Source organism: Burkholderia sp. IMCC1007, assembly GCF_027257875.1.
Lineage (GTDB): Bacteria > Pseudomonadota > Gammaproteobacteria > Burkholderiales > Burkholderiaceae > Burkholderia.
Genome location: NZ_JAPVQY010000020.1, coordinates 24589 through 39970, shown reverse-complemented (window position 1 = coordinate 39970; position 15382 = coordinate 24589). Strand labels below are relative to the sequence as shown.

The following is a 15382-nucleotide window of genomic DNA, read 5'->3' as shown; positions in this document are numbered from 1 at the left end:
GCCGCGCGCGCGGCGTTACTTCAGTCGAAACAAAATGCCGGATCGTTGACGGATCGCGTATGCAGGACGTGGTCAGTCAGCGGCCGGCCGCGACGACGTTGGTCGGCGCGCCCGCGTGCCACGCCTCGATGTTCAGCAGCGTGGTATGGGCGATTTCGGCGAGCGCCTCGCGCGTGAAGAACGCCTGGTGCGACGTGACGATCACGTTCGGGAACGTCAGCAGGCGCGCGAGCACGTCGTCCTGCAGCGGCAGGTCGGAGTGATCCTCGAAGAAGAGGCCGCTTTCCTCCTCGTACACGTCGAGCCCGAGATGGCCGAGCTGGCCGCTCTTGAGCGCATCGATGAGCGCCTGCGCGTCGACGAGGCCGCCGCGCCCCGTATTGATCAGCATCGCGCCGTGCTTCATCCGCGCGAGTGTTCTCGCGTTGATCAGATGATGCGTCGACGGCAGCAGCGGACAGTGCAGGCTGACGATATCGGCATGGCGCAGCAGCTCGTCGAGTTCGACATAGCGCGCGCCGAATGCGATCAACTCGTCGTCGTAAGGCGGCATCGAGTGCGCGAGCACGTGCATCCCGAAGCCCATCATGATCTTCGCGAACACGCGGCCGATCAGGCCGGTGCCGATCACGCCGACGGTCTTGCCGTGCAGGTCGAAGCCGAGCAGGCCGTTCAGCGAGAAGTCGCCTTCGCGGGTGCGTGCCACCGCGCGCGGCAGCCGGCGGTTGAGCGCGAGGATCAGCGCGACGGCGTGTTCGGCGACCGCATGCGGCGAATACGCGGGCACGCGCACGACCGCGATGCCGAGCCGCTCGGCGGCCGCCAGGTCGACGTGGTTGAAGCCGGCCGAGCGCAGCGCGATCAGGCGCGTGCCGCCGTCGGCGAGCCGTTCGAGCACGGCCGCGTCGACGGTGTCGTTGACGAACGGGCAGACGACGTCATAGCCGTGCGCGAGGATCGCGGTTTCCGCGTCGAGGTGCGACGGCTGGCAGTGCAGCCGATACCCGAACTTCCGGTTGGCGGCGGTAAACGATTCGTCGTCGTACTGCCGGCTGCTGAACAGGATCACGCGCATGCTGCACCTCCGATGGCTGTCGGCGGCAGTTTACTGCAGGCCCGTGACGATATCGGCGCGATCGGGGCCGCGCGGCGAGCGCAGGAACTCGTAGCTGGTCCGCTCGCTCGCCGTCTGCGTGCCGAAATGCTCGAGCGCGTGTTCGACGAAGCTGCGCGTGCGGGCCGGCACGTATTGGCGATTGGGATACACGAGCGACAGTTGCGCGTCCGGGTCGTCGATCCGGTAGCCGGGCAGCAGCCGCACGAGCGTGCCGCTCGCGAGCGCGTCGGCGACGCACGATTCGGGCAGCACCGCGATGCCCGAGCCGGCCGCGGCCGCCGCCTGCACGAGCGCGAGCTGGTTGACCGTGCAGGTCGGGCGCAGCGTGATCGAATGCGTGACGCCGTCATGGCCGACGAGCCGCCACGCGGGTGCATGCTGATGCGGGGCGAGTGCGACCCAGTCGTGGCCGGGCAGGTCGTCGGGGGCGCGCGGCTCGCCGCGGCGCTCGAGATAGGCGGGCGCCGCGCATGCGACGAACGGGTTCGGCGTGAGCGCATGACCGATCAGCGTCGGGTTGCCGTCGAGCCGGTTGCCGGTGACGATGCCGACGTCGTAGCCGGAGTCGAGCACGTCGAGCGGCCCTTCGGCGACGGTGAGCTGCACGCGCAGTTCCGGGTAGCGGTGGCGGAAGCGGCTGACGAGCGACGTGAGCGCGAGCGGCGACAGCAGGCCCGACGCGACGACGCGCAGCGTGCCGGCCGGCTCGCGCACCGCATGCGCGACCGACGCCTCGAGGTGATCGAATTCCTCGAGCAGCGCACGGCAGCCGTCGAGGTAGCGCAGCCCGGCCTCGGTCAGCGACAGGTTGCGCGTGGTGCGGTGGATCAACCGCGTATTCAGGTGCGACTCGAGCATCGCGATCGAACGCGTGACGAGCGCGTTGGACACGCCTAGATGGTGCGCCGCGCGCCGGAAGCTCTGCTGCTCGGCGACGCAGACGAACACACGCATGGTCTGAATCTGGTTCATGGCTCGCGTATTTCTGGCCCGGTTGATTGATTTATGGTTGTGATTTTTCGTCGTATGCGCTGGAAAACCGTCGCGCGACCACGGTTCTTGCTCGTATCCAAAAAATCATTTTTTGATTCCGCAGACAATTGTTGATGACGGAAGCGATATCCGTCAACCTGAGAAAAGCGGCGGGTTGCGAAAAATCGGCTTCGCAGGTATCGCTTTAACGACGCGGGGCCGTGCGCGCGCAATGAAGATGGCATGCGATGTATTGCGAGCGGGTGCGGATGAAATGAAAAATAGTCATTAAAAACAGGAGTGTGCATGAGGAGGCATGCACCTGACAGGGTAATGGGCGAAATCGCGCCCCAATAGATGTAGGCATAATGGATATTTTTTGGGGCGCCGGGATTTTTTCGGGCCGATTCGCCGCTGCGATTTTTATCGTGATGCCGGATATTGCAGTCGTTGCGTGTGCCGCGCTCGACGATCTGCATAGGTCAATCATCTCAATATTGATGGAGTAAATCGCACGGTTCGAACCGCCGATGGAACCGATGCGCATGCGGACTGCGATTCCCGGCCAATACGAAATGCAATCGCGCGGCAGGTGCGCGGCCGCTGGCCCGGTCCGTCGACCGGGCCAGCGTCACGCTGTCCGGACGTGCGTGCCTCTTGCGCGCAGCCGCGGAACGCGGAATGATCGATCAGTCCACCGTGCCGTGCGGCGGGCGACGTTCCAGCGTTTTCTTCCTTCCATTTTTGCCAGCCATGTCCATCGATTACTCGCCGATTCCTTGTCCCGTCGTCGTGCCGCTCGACGCGATCCTGCCCGAAGAACCGCTGCTGATGATGGGGGCCGGCCCGGTTCCGATCCCGGCCGCGGTCGCCAAGGCGAACACGATCGTGATCAACCACCTCGGCGCGACGATGGCGAAGATCATCGAGCAGGTGAAGGAGATGGCGCGCTACGTGTTCCAGACCCGCACGAAGTGGGTGCTCGGCGTCGCCGGCCCCGGCTCCGCCGCGATGGAAATGGCGATCTCGAACCTCGCGTGGCGCGGCACGCGCGTGCTGTCGATCCGCAACGGCTTCTTCAGCGCGCGGATGGCCGAGATGGCCACGCGCGTGGGCGCCGACGTCGCGACGCTCGAAGTGGCCGACCGCGCGGTCGCGAGCCTCGACGAGATCGCCGACGCGATCGCGCGCGAGCGGCCCGAGATCGTCACGATCGTGCAGGGCGAGACGTCGAATACGGTCTGGAACCGCGACCTGCGCGACATCGCGGCGCTCGCGAAGGCGGCCGGCGCGCTGGTGGTCGTCGACGCGGTGTGCACGCTGTCGACGATGCCGCTCGAGATGGATGCGTGGGGCATCGACGCGGTGATCACCGGCGGCCAGAAGGGGCTGTCGTCGATCCCGGGCGTGTCGCTGATCGCGTTCTCGGATGCCGCGTGGGAGCGCATGAAGACGCGCCCCGAGCCGAACGCGCACTGGTGCCTCGACATGGCGCTCGCGGAGAACTTCTGGCACAACGCCGGCTATCACTACACGGCGCCCGTGTCGGGCGTGCTCGCGCTGCACGAGGCGCTGCGGCTCGTCTGCGCGGAAACGCTCGAAAGCCGCTTCGCGCGCCACCTCCGCTGCTCGCTGGCGCTGCAGGCGGGCGTCGAATCGATGGGGCTCAAGCTCTATGCGCCGAAGGAATGCCGGCTCAATTCGGTGGTCGGGATCGAGACGCCGGAGGGGCTCACGCCCGGGATGGTCTGCGGGCATATCTCGAAGCAGTACCAGGTCGAGATTTCGGGTTCGTTCGGCTTGCCGATCGTGCGGATCGGGCAGATGGGCGAGCAGTGCCGCGAACACAACCTGTTCCGCACGCTGCATGCGTTCGGCCGCACGATGGTCGACCTGAAGGTGCCGGTCGACCTGCCGGCCGGCGTGGCGGCGCTCGAGCAGGAACTGTCGCAGCGCGGCGCGTAAGCGGGAAGACGGGCGTGCCGGGTGGCTGCGCGCAGCGTGTCGCAGAAACCGGCGCGCGGCGCTCAGCCGGCCATAGACCCGGCGCGCGGCGCTCAGCCGCCCTGCATCGCGCGCCGATACGCGCTCGGCGTCGTGCCGTGCGCGTCGCGAAAGCGATGGCTGAAGTGGCCGGCATTCGCATAGCCGCATTCGGCCGAGATCTGCGCGAGCGGCAGCGACGTCGTGCGCAGCAGCAGGCGCGCCCGCGCGAGCCGCTGCTCGGCGACCCACGCATGCGGCGCGCGGCCGAACGACAGCCGGAACATCCGTGAGAAGTGGTATTCGGACAGCGCGGCGACCTCGGCGAGTTCGCCGAGCGTCAGCGGCTGCGTCAGATACGTGTCGATATAGTCGCGCACGCTGCGGCGCACGGCCGGCGCGAGCCCGCCGCGGAACGGCACGTCGGTGCGCGTCGTGCTCTGGCCGCGCAATAGCTGGCTCAACACGTCGTGCGCGGTCTCGTTCGCGCGCAGCTGCCCGTCGGCATCGTCCCAGCGCTCCAGCGCGAGCGAGCGCAGCTGCGCCGCGACGCGCGCATCCTCGAAATAGGTGCGATCGGCGAGCTTCAGCTCGCGCGGCTCGCGATCGAGTTCGCGGATCGCACGCTGCGTGAAGTGCTCGGGCAGAAAGTACAGGTGGATGAAGTGCATCTCGCCGCGCACCCACCAGCGCGATTCATGGTCGCCCGGCAGCGCGCACAGCAGGCTCGGCGCGCCGTAGCGCGGCACGCGTTCGCGCTCCGTCCGGTAGCCGCCGTCGAGATAGCACGACAGCGTGTGGTGCCCGGGCTGGTCGTAGATCGTCTCGCTCTCTTCGGTGATGCGCGTCCATTCGGCGATCGCGAGATGGTCGCCGAGCCACGTGAAGCGCTCGAGCGTCGCGTTCGCCTCCGCGAGCGTCCGGCACACCGACTGCAGGCCGAACGGCATCGCACCGCCGGCCAGGGCGGCGGCGGGATCGACGGGCGGGGCGTGCAGGGGTGAACTCATGATGCGCCGAGTATAAGCGCGCACGCGACGCGCCGTGCGGCGGCCCGCAAAAGACCGCAATTCCGGACAATCCGCGCGGGCAGTGCGGCCGCATAGTCGGTGTCCGTTTCACTCGTTTGCGCTGCATCGCCGCCATGAACCTGTCGCTTTATTTCGTCACCGTGCTGATCTGGGGCACCACCTGGATCGCGATCAAGTGGCAACTGGGCGCCGTGCCGCCGCCCGTCTCGATCGCATGGCGCTTCTGGCTCGCGGCCGCCGTGCTGTTCGCGCTGCTGCGCGTGATGCGCCGGCCGGTCCGCCCGCCGCGCGAAGCGTGGCGCTATCTCGTCGCGCAGGGCTTCGCGTTGTTCTGCCTGAACTTCCTGTGCTTCTACTATGCGGAGCAAGTCGTGCCGAGCGGGCTCGTCGCGGTGATCTTCTCGACCGCGCCGCTGCTCAATTCGATCAACGGCCGGCTGTTCATGGGCCGCCCGCTGCGGCCGTCCGCGATCGCCGGTGCGCTGCTCGGCCTGACCGGCATCGCGTGCCTGTTCTGGCAGCAGATGGCCGGTCATCTCGACGATCACGCGACCTGGACGGGCCTCGCGATCGCGTTCGCCGGCACGATGTGCTTCTCGGCGGGCAACCTGCTGTCGAGCCGGATGCAGTCGATGGGGCTGCACCCGCTTGCGACCAACGGCTGGGCGATGCTGATCGGCGCGGCGATCCTGACCGTCGGCAGCGCGGTGGCCGGGATGCCGTTCTCGCTGGACATGAGCCCGCGCTATCTCGGCGCGCTCGTGTATCTCGCGGTGCCGGGTTCGGTGATCGGCTTCACCGCGTACCTGACGCTCGTCGGGCGGATCGGGCCGGAGCGTGCCGCGTACTGCACGGTGCTGTTCCCGATCGTCGCGCTGGCGGTATCGACGGTGTTCGAGGGCTACCAGTGGTCGCCGCTCGCGGTGATCGGGCTGCTGCTCGTGCTGGCCGGCAATCTCGTCGCGTTTGATCTCACGCGGCGGTTGTTTCTGCGGACGGCCTGAGCCGGCATGACGCGGGCCGCCGCACGGCATGGCTCGCGGTCATCCGAAATGGTTGACTCGGTTGACTTGGTTTCGATTCGGGGCTAGGCTCAAATCCTCAGCCTGTATCAGGAGGTGAGGATGGTCACGCACGCTCATGCGCCCGAAGGCGCGGATGCGATTCTCGATGTCGAGACGGAGGAGGCACTGCGCAGTGCCGTAGGCGCCGCAACCATGCTTGGCGCGGATCGCGCCCGTGCGCTGCTTAGGCTCTCGGACGAGCAATTGGGGCACCTCTTCAAGGTAGGCATCGCGCAGGTCATCGATCTGGCCGGCACGATCACGTTCGGCATCGCGGCGGCCGCGACGCGCGACAGGAAGCCGTCCGGCCGGAAGAAGGGCGCGACCGGCACGCGCACCGATGTCGCCATCGCCGATCTGGAGCGGCACGCGCAGGCCGAGCGCCACGCGCTGGTCGCCGACGGCACGCTGTTGCCGGCCGCGCAGACCTGGGCCGGCCTCGGCATGACGCGGCAGGCACTGAGCAAGGCGGTGGCATCGGGGCGAATTTTCACGGTCGATGTCGGCGCCGCGCAGTACTATCCGGCCTTCTATCTGGCGGGCGATATCGACCGGAAGGTGCTGGGGCGGGTGACCCAGCGTCTCGGCGGGTTGCCTGGATGGAGCAAATGGCAGTTCTTCACGACGCCCAAGGCATCGCTCGGCAATGTCACGCCGCTGGCGGCGCTGTCCCGCGGGAAGGTGGATGAGGTCGAGCGTGCCGCCACGGCGTTCTCGGAACGCTAGGACGCGCATGTGCTGACGGCGCCAGCGGAACATTTCGCGAGCGCGACGCTGGCCACCCGCGAGGTGGAGCCGACGTCGCTGGTTCGCATTTCGCGATACGCGACCGGCGAGCCGTACTTCGGCAAGTCGGGCGGCAACCGCTTTGACGATCCCCGCGCGCGGCGGCGGTACGGCACCAGCTATTTCGGTTTCGATCTGCACTGCGCATTTGCCGAGACGGTGCTGCACGACGAAGTTGCGGATCTGGTGCAGGGCGGCTTTCCGCTCGTGACGACGGAACTCGACCGCTATGTGCTGTCATTTGACGGTGCGCCGTTAACCGTGGCCGTCCTGCACGGCTTGTCGCTGAAAAACCTAGGCGGAGACGGCGGGTTGTCGACCGTCGTGCCGTACGACGTTCCGCAGCAGTGGTCGCTTGCCGTATATCGGCATCACCGGCGGGTCGACGGCTTTCTATACATGTCGCGCCACCTCAATACGTCGGAGGCACTCGTGCTGTTCGATCGTGCCGCCCCCAAACTCTCGCTCAAAAACGCCGTTCCGTTCCGGCGTCATCCGCAAGCCGTCCGCGTGTTGCAGGACTTCAACGTGTTGCTGCGCTGAACGGCGCCGCGTCGACGGCGACGCATCTCAAGCCGCCGCGCCGCTCCCCTGCACCCGCGCCTGCCGCTGGTACAGCGCCATCGACAGCGCAACGCCCGCGGCCGCGGCCACCGCCGCGAACAGGAACACCTGCGGATAGCCGAACGCGCCCGCCACATAGCCCGCCAGCGGGCCCGTGATGCCGAGCGACAGGTCGAGGAACACCGAATACGCGGACAGCGCCGCGCCGCGGCTCGCGGGCGGCACGAGCGCGACGGCCTCGACGCCGAGCGCCGGGAAGATCAGCGCGAAGCCGAAGCCGGTCAGCGCGGCGCCGACGAGCGCGACGTGCGGCACGGGCGCGAGCCACAGCAGCACGAGGCCCGAGCATTCGAATGCGAACGACACGATCGCGACGCGGAAGCCGCCGTAGGTCTTGATCGTGTTCGCGAACAGCAGGCGCGCACCGATGAACAGCGTGCCGAACACGGTCAGCGACAGCGCGGCGTTCGGCCAGTGGCGCGCCGCGTAGTACAGCGTGACGAAGGTCGCGATCGAGCCGAAGCCGGCCGAACCCAGCGCGAGACCGAGGCCGTGCGGCAGCACGCGCGTGAACACGCTCGCATACGACATCCGTTCACCGTGCACGAGCGGCACCGAAGCGATCAGGCGCGCGAGATAGAAGCCGAGCGCGGCGAGCGCGATCACGATCACGCCGATCAGCGCCGGATTCAGCGTGTGCGCGATCGCGACGCCGACCGGCGCGCCGAGCGCGAGCGCGCCGTAGGTCGCGATGCCGTTCCACGAGATCACCTTCGCGTTGTGCGTGACGCCGACCCGGCCGATGCCCCACAGGATCGCGCCGGTGCCGCACAGACTCTCGCCGACGCCGAGCACGAGCCGGCTCGCGACCAGCAGCACGAGGCTCGCGACCGGCCAGTGCGCAAACAGCAGCGCGACGAGCAGCAGCACGCCCGACACGCCGCAGCCGACCAGCCCGCGCAGCACCGTCTGCTTCGGCCCGAGCGTATCGGCGAGGCGCCCGGCGAGCGGCCGCGACGCGAGCGTCGCGAAATACTGGACGCTGATCGCGCCGCCCGCGACGATCGCGGAAAAGCCGAGGTCGTCGTGGACGAAGCCCGGCAGCACCGCGAGCGGCAGCCCGATGGTCAGATAGCAGATGAACGTGAAGCAGACGACGGACACGATTTGCAGCGTGACCGCGAACCCGCTGCGCGGCGGTGTGGCGGAATCGATGGACATGGGGTCGGAACGGGTGATCGAAACGGAGCGGAAGGCGGCGACGAACGGAATCGGGATTTTCCCATGGAACCGGTTTTGCTGCAGGTACCGTTTAGTTAACCGCGTTGCGTTTTAATCGGTGACAAATCACTGGCGGACCGGCGCCGACACGCCCGAAAACCACGCCGGGCAATGCGCGGCGGGCGCACCAGGCGGCCCCGCCGCCCATATCGCGGCAGTTATATGGGCCTCATGCGTGATGGGCTATGGGTTGCGTAATTTGACGGTGATAGCGTGCAAACTGTCAGAAAAACGTCGGTCGAGCGCTAGCGCAGGCCGCCTTGCCCCCCTTGAAGAACGATAGAGACATGAGTGAGCCGATTCGCTTCTACCATCGTCACGCGGTCCGCGAAGTCAGCGGCGCGGACGTCACCCGCACCGTGCTGCAGTATCTGCGCGAGGACGCGCACTGCACCGGCACCAAGGAAGGCTGCGCGGAAGGCGACTGCGGCGCGTGCACGGTCGTCGTCGGCGAGCTGACCGACGCCGGCGCGGTCGAGTTCAAGGCCGTCAACGCATGCATCCAGTTCCTGCCCACGCTCGACGGCAAGGCGTTGCTGACGGTCGAAGATCTGCGTCAGCCGGACGGTTCGCTGCATCCGGTGCAGCAGGCGATGGTCGATTGCCACGGCTCGCAGTGCGGGTTCTGCACGCCCGGCTTCGTGATGTCGATGTGGGCGCTGTACGAGAAGCACGGCCACGAAGGCTGCGCCGGCACCTGCGCAAAGGCGAAGGACGTGCCGACGCGCACCGAGATCGCCGATGCGCTGACGGGCAACCTGTGCCGCTGCACCGGCTATCGGCCGATCGTCGATGCCGCGGTGCAGATGTTTGACGCGGCCGGCGAAGGTGCACCAGCGCCGTCGGCGCCGGTCGATACGGCCGCGCTCGCGCGCACGCTCGCATCGCTCAAGCGCGACGACACGTTCGCCTACACGACGGCCGACGGCGCGCAGTTCGCCGCGCCCCGCACGCTCGACGCGCTGGCCGCGCTGAAGGTCGAGCGCCCCGATGCGCGCCTTCTCGCCGGCAGCACCGACATCGGCCTGTGGGTCACCAAGCAGATGCGCCGGCTCGACGACCTGATCTACGTCGGCCAGATCGCCGAGCTGCAGCAGGTCGCGCACGGCGACGACTGGATCGAGATCGGTGCGGGCGTGACGGTCGAAAACGCGTATGCGGCACTGGCCGGCACGTACCCGGAGCTGATCGAGATGTGGAAGCGCTTCGCGTCGCTGCCGATCCGCAACGCGGGCACGCTCGGCGGCAACGTCGCGAACGGCTCGCCGATCGGCGATTCGATGCCGGGCTTGATCGCGCTCGGCGCGCGGGTCGTGCTGCGCGGCGGCGACACGGTGCGCGAGCTGCCGCTCGAGGCGCTCTACACCGGCTATCAGCAAAAGGACATGGCGCCGCACGAATTCGTGATCGGCCTGAAGGTGCCGACCCGCACCGGTGCGCGCGCGAAGCTGCAGTTCCGCACCTACAAGCTGTCGAAGCGGTTCGACTCCGACATCTCGGCGGTGTGCGCGGCGTTCGCGTTCATCGCGGACGGCGACGTGGTGCGCGAGCCGCGCATCGCGTTCGGCGGGATGGCCGCGACGCCGAAGCGCGCTGCCAATACGGAAGCCGTGCTCGACGGCGCGCAGTGGCACGAAGCGACCGCGCAGGCCGCGATGCAGGCGCTCGAGCGCGACTATCAGCCGCTGTCCGACATGCGTGCGACGAGCGCGTATCGGCTCGATACCGCGAAGAACCTGATCTATCGCTTCTGGCTGGAAACGCGCCCGCACGACCCGCTGCCGCCGCAGGCATTGAATGTGCGAGAAGTGGCCGCCGAAGTTGCCAACGACGCGGCGCGCGTCTGAAGAGGGGAGAACACCGAACATGAACCAGCAAGCAGAACCGTTCCTGAGCACCCTCGACGCGCAGGCAGACGCCGCGCAGGTGCACGTGTCGCGCGCACACGAATCCGCCCACCTGCACGTGAGCGGACGCGCGACCTACACCGACGACATTCCGCTCGTCGCCGGCACGCTGCACGCGGCGCTCGGGTTGTCGGCGAAGCCGCACGCGAAGATCGTGTCGATGAACTTCGACGCGGTGCGTGCGACACCCGGCGTGGTTGCCGTGTTCACGGCCGACGACATCCCCGGCGTCAACGACTGCGGCCCGATCATCCACGACGATCCGGTGCTCGCCAAAGGCATCGTGCAGTTCGTCGGCCAGCCGATGTTCATCGTCGTCGCGACGTCGCACGAAACCGCACGCCTCGCCGCGCGCCGCGCGCAGATCGACTACGAAGAGCTGCCCGCGATCCTCACCGCACAGGAAGCGCGCAAGGCCGAAACCTACGTGATCCCGCCGCTGAAGCTCGCGCGCGGCGACGCGGCCGCGCGGCTCGCCGTTGCACCGCATCGCGAGTCGGGCGAGATGCTGCTCGGCGGCCAGGAGCAGTTCTACCTGGAAGGGCAGATCGCGTACGCGGTGCCGAAGGACGACGACGGGATGCACGTGTACTGCTCGACGCAGCACCCGAGCGAGATGCAGCACCTCGTCGCGCATGTGCTCGGCGTCGCGTCGCACAACGTGCTGGTCGAATGCCGCCGGATGGGCGGCGGCTTCGGCGGCAAGGAATCGCAGTCGGGGCTGTTCGCGTGCTGCGCGGCGCTTGCCGCGTGGAAGCTGCTGTGCCCGGTGAAGCTGCGACCGGACCGCGACGACGACATGATGATCACCGGCAAGCGGCACGACTTCCATTACCGCTTCGACGTCGGCTACGACGACGACGGCCGCATCGACGGCGTCGCGCTCGACATGACGTCGCGCTGCGGCTTCTCGGCCGACCTGTCGGGCCCGGTGATGACGCGCGCGGTGTGCCACTTCGACAACGCGTACTGGCTCGGCGACGTCGACATCGCCGGCTACTGCGGCAAGACCAACACGCAGTCGAACACCGCGTTCCGCGGCTTCGGCGGCCCGCAGGGCGCGTTCGCGATCGAATACATCCTCGACGACATCGCGCGTTCGCTCGATCGCGATCCGCTCGACGTGCGTTACGCGAACCTGTACGGCAAGACCGAACGCAACGTGACGCCGTACGGGCAGACCGTCGAGGACAACGTGCTGCAGGAGCTGCTCGGCGAACTCGAGACGACGAGCGATTACCGTGCGCGGCGCGCCGGCGTACGCGCATTCAACGCACGCAACACGGTGCTGAAGAAGGGCATCGCGCTCACGCCGGTGAAGTTCGGGATCGCGTTCAACGTCACGCACTTCAACCAGGCCGGCGCGCTGGTGCACATCTACACCGACGGCTCGGTGCTCGTGAACCACGGCGGCACGGAGATGGGGCAGGGGCTCAACACGAAGGTCGCGCAGGTCGTCGCGCACGAGCTCGGCATCCGTTTCGGCCGGATCCGCGTGACCGCGACCGACACGAGCAAGGTCGCGAACACGTCGGCCACTGCCGCGTCGACGGGCTCCGACCTGAACGGCAAGGCCGCGCAGGATGCAGCGCGCCAGCTGCGCGAGCGGCTCGCGGCGTTCGCCGCGAAGCAGTTCGGCGACGGCAAGGTCGAGGCGGCCGACGTGAAGTTCGGCAACGACTTCGTGTGGATCGGCGGCGCGAGCGTGCCGTTCGGCGAAGTGATCGCGAAGGCGTATCTCGCGCGCGTGCAACTGTGGTCGGACGGCTTCTACGCGACGCCGAAGCTGCATTGGGATCAGTCGAAGCTGCAGGGCCGGCCGTTCTACTACTACTCGTACGGCGCGGCCGTGTCGGAAGTCGTGATCGACACGCTGACGGGCGAGATGCGCACGCTGCGCGTCGATGCGCTGCACGACGTGGGCGCATCGCTGAACCCGGCGCTCGATATCGGCCAGGTCGAAGGCGCGTTCATCCAGGGGATGGGCTGGCTCACGACCGAGGAGCTGTGGTGGAACCAGGGCGGCAAGCTGATGACGCATGCGCCGTCCACGTACAAGATCCCGACGGTGAACGACACGCCGCCCGAGTTCAACGTGCGGCTGTTCCAGAACCGCAACGTCGAGGACAGCATCCACCGTTCGAAGGCCGTCGGCGAGCCGCCGCTGCTGCTGCCGTTCTCGGTGTTCTTCGCGGTGCGCGATGCGATTGCTGCGGTCGGCGACTATCGCGTGAACCCGCCGCTCGACGCGCCGGCGACCGGCGAGTCGATCCTGCGGGCGGTGCGTGCCGTTCGTGCGGCGAGCGCCGCCAAGGCGAGCTGAGATGAAACGACCTTCGCGCTCATGTTGTTCGCTTCGGAGGACGCGCGCGTCCCATCTCTCGAAGGCGGAGCCCTGCGCAGGCAGGGCGGCCCGGCGGAGGCTCACATGAACGGGCCTACGCGCCCGCTGCATGCCGCGTCGCATGGGCCCGTCGCCGGGTGCGACGGCGCGTGCGGCACGTCGCTGTCGCCGACGCAGGCATTCGCGCAAGGCACCGGCCGGCGCAACCGCGCGACCGCCGCGCCGCCGCCGATGCACATCGTGCTGTTCGGCGCGGGGCACGTCGGTCACGCGCTCGTCACGCTGCTCGGCGCATTGCCGTGCGTCGTGCAGTGGGTCGACACGCGTGACGAGCTGTTCCCGGACGAATGTCCGCCGAACGTGCAGCCGGAGCCGACCGACACGCCGGAGGCCGTCGTCGACGCGGCGCCGCCGGGCGCGTACTTCCTCGTGATGACGCACAACCATGCGCTCGACTTCTCGCTCGCCGCGCGGATCATGCGGCGGCGCGACTTCGCGTACTTCGGGATGATCGGCTCGCGCACCAAGCGCGTGAAGTTCGAGCGCCGGCTCGCGGCGCGCGGCGTCGATCCGGCCAGGCTCACCGAGATGGTGTGTCCGATCGGTGTCGCGGGCATCGTCGACAAGGCGCCCGGCGCGATCGCGGTGGCCGTCTGCGCGGAACTGCTGCAGGCGCGCTCGGGGATGCCGGTGGCCGATGCGAAGGCCGCGGCGGCCGGGCGCGCGCGCGACGACGTCAGCTGCGCGCGCTGACGACGCGCGGCCGATACGCGCGGCGCACGCCCGCGCGTTTTTGCCTACACTGCACGGATCGCGCGGCATCGGGCCGCGCGTCTTTCGTGCACGTTCCATGTCCGATCACCAGGTCTATCTCGACGCGCTCGATGCGAGCCTCGTCGCCATCGAGCGCTGGCTGTCCGGCGCCGATACCGCGCCCGCGGCGCTCGATGCGCTGCTCGCGCCTTTCTCCACCGATTTCACGATGATCCTGACCGACGGTCGCCTGCTCGACCGCGACGGCCTGCGCGCGCTGTTCGCGCAGCTCGGCGGCGCGAAGCCGGGATTGCGGATCGCGTTGTCGGAGATCCGCGTGCTCGCGGCCGACGCGTCGCACGTGACGCTGACCTACCTCGAAGCGCAGCATGCGGCATCGGGCGAATTGCCCGCGCGGCGCGCGACGGCCGTGTTCGAGCGCGACGCGGCAGGCGTCGCGCGCTGGACCCATCTGCAGGAAACCTTCTGCACGGCCTGAGCGGCTGGACGAAGCGAACGCGTGCGGGCCGTCATGCGAAGGCTCGGCGCCGCTTCGGCGCTGCTCTACCGCTTGCGTCCGCGTGCGGCCGTCAATTCGTCGGACACGCTCTGCATCAGCGCGCACAGCCATGCGATGTCGGTCGGGCGATCCGGCTGCGGATGCGTGAGCAGATAGCTCTTGATGCGCGGAAACGGCACGGGCGGCGTGACGACGACGAGCGGCAGCAGTTGCGCATAGTGCGTCGCGAAGCGGCGCGTCGTCGTGAAGATCAGGTCCGATTGCAACAGCACCTGCGGCACGATCCCGAAATACGGCAGCGTCGTCACGATCCGCCGCGTGAGACGCGCGCGCGCGAGGCCGATTTCGATCGCGTTGCGCTTGTCGCCGGTGTACGGCGTCGGCGCGACGTGCGCGGCCGACGCGTACGCTTCGCGTGTGAGCGGCGCGCGCGCGAGCGGATGCGCGTCGCGCATCAGGCACACGATCGTGTCGGAGAACAGGTCCTGCCGCGCGAAGTGCGGGTCGGGTTTCGGCCAGTTGCCGATCACGAGATCGAGCGCGCCCGATTCGAGTGCGCCCGCATGATCGAGCGCGGGATTCAGCGAATCGATTTCCAGATGCGCATGCGGCGCCGCGTCGCGAAAGCGCTCGATCAGCGTCGGCATGAAGAAGTCGTTCAGGTAGTCGGGCGCGGCGACGCGGAACGTGCGCCGCGCGGACGACGGATCGAAGTCGCCATGCGGCGTCGCGATGAAGTCGACTTCGCGCAGCGCGCGCGACGCCGCGCCGAGCAGCGATGCGCCGTATTCCGTCGGCACCATCCCGGATTTGCCGCGCACGAGGATCGGGTCGTTCAGCGTCTCGCGCAGCTTGCGCAGCGCGGTGCTGATCGCGGGCTGGGTCTGGTTCAGCCGCAGCGCGGCCTGCGTGACGCTGCGCTCGAGCAGCAGCGTGCGCAATACGCGCACGAGCCAGATATCGAGCGAGGCGGTACGGTCGTCGTCTTCCATCGGTGAGGGGGATTCGGGGGACGCGTAACCTTACCGCAGCCGCACGTTGCCGTGCGTGATACCGGCCA

General features: G+C 68.2%; 14 protein-coding genes. 8 read left to right on the top strand and 6 right to left on the bottom strand.

Annotated elements, in window-relative coordinates:
* Positions 1-76: 76 nt before the first annotated feature.
* The 3 genes from O1Q03_RS18730 to O1Q03_RS18720 are packed head-to-tail and all read right to left on the bottom strand — an operon-like array spanning position 77 to position 2568.
* Positions 77-1075, bottom strand: coding sequence for a 2-hydroxyacid dehydrogenase (locus tag O1Q03_RS18730; RefSeq protein WP_269505320.1), 999 nt, complete (start codon positions 1073-1075; stop codon positions 77-79).
* Positions 1076-1105: 30 nt separating this feature from the next.
* Complete coding sequence (locus O1Q03_RS18725; protein ID WP_269505318.1) at positions 1106-2089, bottom strand: LysR family transcriptional regulator; 984 nt, start codon at positions 2087-2089, stop codon at positions 1106-1108.
* Positions 2086-2568 (bottom strand): hypothetical protein, encoded by a 483-nt coding sequence (locus tag O1Q03_RS18720; RefSeq protein ID WP_269505314.1) that lies wholly within the window; start codon positions 2566-2568, stop codon positions 2086-2088. Before O1Q03_RS18720 ends, O1Q03_RS18725 begins: the two co-directional genes overlap by 4 nt.
* Positions 2569-2842: 274 nt before the next feature.
* Between O1Q03_RS18720 and O1Q03_RS18715 the strand changes: the two genes are divergently transcribed.
* Positions 2843-4054: a pyridoxal-phosphate-dependent aminotransferase family protein gene (locus tag O1Q03_RS18715; RefSeq protein ID WP_269505306.1), complete on the top strand. Its 1212-nt coding sequence runs from the start codon at positions 2843-2845 to the stop codon at positions 4052-4054.
* A 92-nt stretch (positions 4055-4146) separates the two neighbouring features.
* Here O1Q03_RS18715 and O1Q03_RS18710 read toward each other — a convergent pair whose 3' ends face one another.
* Complete coding sequence (locus O1Q03_RS18710) at positions 4147-5082, bottom strand: helix-turn-helix domain-containing protein (protein ID WP_269505305.1); 936 nt, start codon at positions 5080-5082, stop codon at positions 4147-4149.
* A gap of 134 nt (positions 5083-5216) precedes the next feature.
* On the opposite strand from O1Q03_RS18710, the gene O1Q03_RS18705 reads away from it, so the two are divergent.
* The 3 genes from O1Q03_RS18705 (at position 5217) to O1Q03_RS18695 (ending at position 7496) form a co-directional block, all read left to right on the top strand.
* On the top strand, positions 5217-6107 hold the full coding sequence (locus tag O1Q03_RS18705; protein WP_269505303.1) for a DMT family transporter: 891 nt from the start codon (positions 5217-5219) through the stop codon (positions 6105-6107).
* A gap of 120 nt (positions 6108-6227) precedes the next feature.
* Entirely contained in the window at positions 6228-6893 is a 666-nt protein-coding gene (locus O1Q03_RS18700; RefSeq protein WP_269505301.1) for a hypothetical protein, read from the top strand.
* A 9-nt stretch (positions 6894-6902) separates the two neighbouring features.
* Positions 6903-7496, top strand: coding sequence for an RES family NAD+ phosphorylase (locus tag O1Q03_RS18695; protein WP_269505300.1), 594 nt, complete (start codon positions 6903-6905; stop codon positions 7494-7496).
* Positions 7497-7523: 27 nt separating this feature from the next.
* Here O1Q03_RS18695 and O1Q03_RS18690 read toward each other — a convergent pair whose 3' ends face one another.
* The gene (locus tag O1Q03_RS18690) at positions 7524-8738 is read right to left on the bottom strand and encodes an MFS transporter (RefSeq protein WP_269505298.1); all 1215 of its coding nucleotides are present in this window, start codon (positions 8736-8738) and stop codon (positions 7524-7526) included.
* A 347-nt stretch (positions 8739-9085) separates the two neighbouring features.
* On the opposite strand from O1Q03_RS18690, the gene xdhA reads away from it, so the two are divergent.
* The 4 genes from xdhA (at position 9086) to O1Q03_RS18670 (ending at position 14301) form a co-directional block, all read left to right on the top strand.
* Positions 9086-10645 (top strand): xanthine dehydrogenase small subunit, encoded by a 1560-nt coding sequence (gene xdhA, locus O1Q03_RS18685; protein ID WP_269505297.1) that lies wholly within the window; start codon positions 9086-9088, stop codon positions 10643-10645.
* Positions 10646-10664: 19 nt separating this feature from the next.
* Positions 10665-13028 carry a xanthine dehydrogenase molybdopterin binding subunit gene (gene xdhB, locus O1Q03_RS18680; protein WP_269505295.1) on the top strand — a complete coding sequence of 788 codons (2364 nt, stop codon included), beginning with the start codon at positions 10665-10667 and terminating at the stop codon, positions 13026-13028.
* 105 nt (positions 13029-13133) lie between these two features.
* Positions 13134-13802, top strand: coding sequence for a xanthine dehydrogenase accessory protein XdhC (gene xdhC, locus O1Q03_RS18675; RefSeq protein WP_269505293.1), 669 nt, complete (start codon positions 13134-13136; stop codon positions 13800-13802).
* A gap of 97 nt (positions 13803-13899) precedes the next feature.
* Complete coding sequence (locus O1Q03_RS18670) at positions 13900-14301, top strand: nuclear transport factor 2 family protein (protein ID WP_269505291.1); 402 nt, start codon at positions 13900-13902, stop codon at positions 14299-14301.
* A gap of 65 nt (positions 14302-14366) precedes the next feature.
* Here O1Q03_RS18670 and O1Q03_RS18665 read toward each other — a convergent pair whose 3' ends face one another.
* On the bottom strand, positions 14367-15314 hold the full coding sequence (locus O1Q03_RS18665) for a LysR family transcriptional regulator (RefSeq protein WP_269505290.1): 948 nt from the start codon (positions 15312-15314) through the stop codon (positions 14367-14369).
* Positions 15315-15382: the final 68 nt, after the last annotated feature.

Coding starts and splice junctions, on each gene's coding strand:
- xdhB (WP_269505295.1), top strand. CDS start 10,665: ATGAACCAGCAAGCAGAACCGTTCCTGAGCACCCTCGACGCGCAGGCA.
- O1Q03_RS18700 (WP_269505301.1), top strand. CDS start 6,228: ATGGTCACGCACGCTCATGCGCCCGAAGGCGCGGATGCGATTCTCGAT.
- O1Q03_RS18670 (WP_269505291.1), top strand. CDS start 13,900: ATGTCCGATCACCAGGTCTATCTCGACGCGCTCGATGCGAGCCTCGTC.
- O1Q03_RS18715 (WP_269505306.1), top strand. CDS start 2,843: ATGTCCATCGATTACTCGCCGATTCCTTGTCCCGTCGTCGTGCCGCTC.
- xdhC (WP_269505293.1), top strand. CDS start 13,134: ATGAACGGGCCTACGCGCCCGCTGCATGCCGCGTCGCATGGGCCCGTC.
- O1Q03_RS18665 (WP_269505290.1), bottom strand. CDS start 15,314: ATGGAAGACGACGACCGTACCGCCTCGCTCGATATCTGGCTCGTGCGC.
- O1Q03_RS18725 (WP_269505318.1), bottom strand. CDS start 2,089: ATGAACCAGATTCAGACCATGCGTGTGTTCGTCTGCGTCGCCGAGCAG.
- O1Q03_RS18690 (WP_269505298.1), bottom strand. CDS start 8,738: ATGTCCATCGATTCCGCCACACCGCCGCGCAGCGGGTTCGCGGTCACG.
- O1Q03_RS18710 (WP_269505305.1), bottom strand. CDS start 5,082: ATGAGTTCACCCCTGCACGCCCCGCCCGTCGATCCCGCCGCCGCCCTG.
- O1Q03_RS18720 (WP_269505314.1), bottom strand. CDS start 2,568: ATGCAGATCGTCGAGCGCGGCACACGCAACGACTGCAATATCCGGCAT.
- xdhA (WP_269505297.1), top strand. CDS start 9,086: ATGAGTGAGCCGATTCGCTTCTACCATCGTCACGCGGTCCGCGAAGTC.
- O1Q03_RS18730 (WP_269505320.1), bottom strand. CDS start 1,075: ATGCGCGTGATCCTGTTCAGCAGCCGGCAGTACGACGACGAATCGTTT.
- O1Q03_RS18705 (WP_269505303.1), top strand. CDS start 5,217: ATGAACCTGTCGCTTTATTTCGTCACCGTGCTGATCTGGGGCACCACC.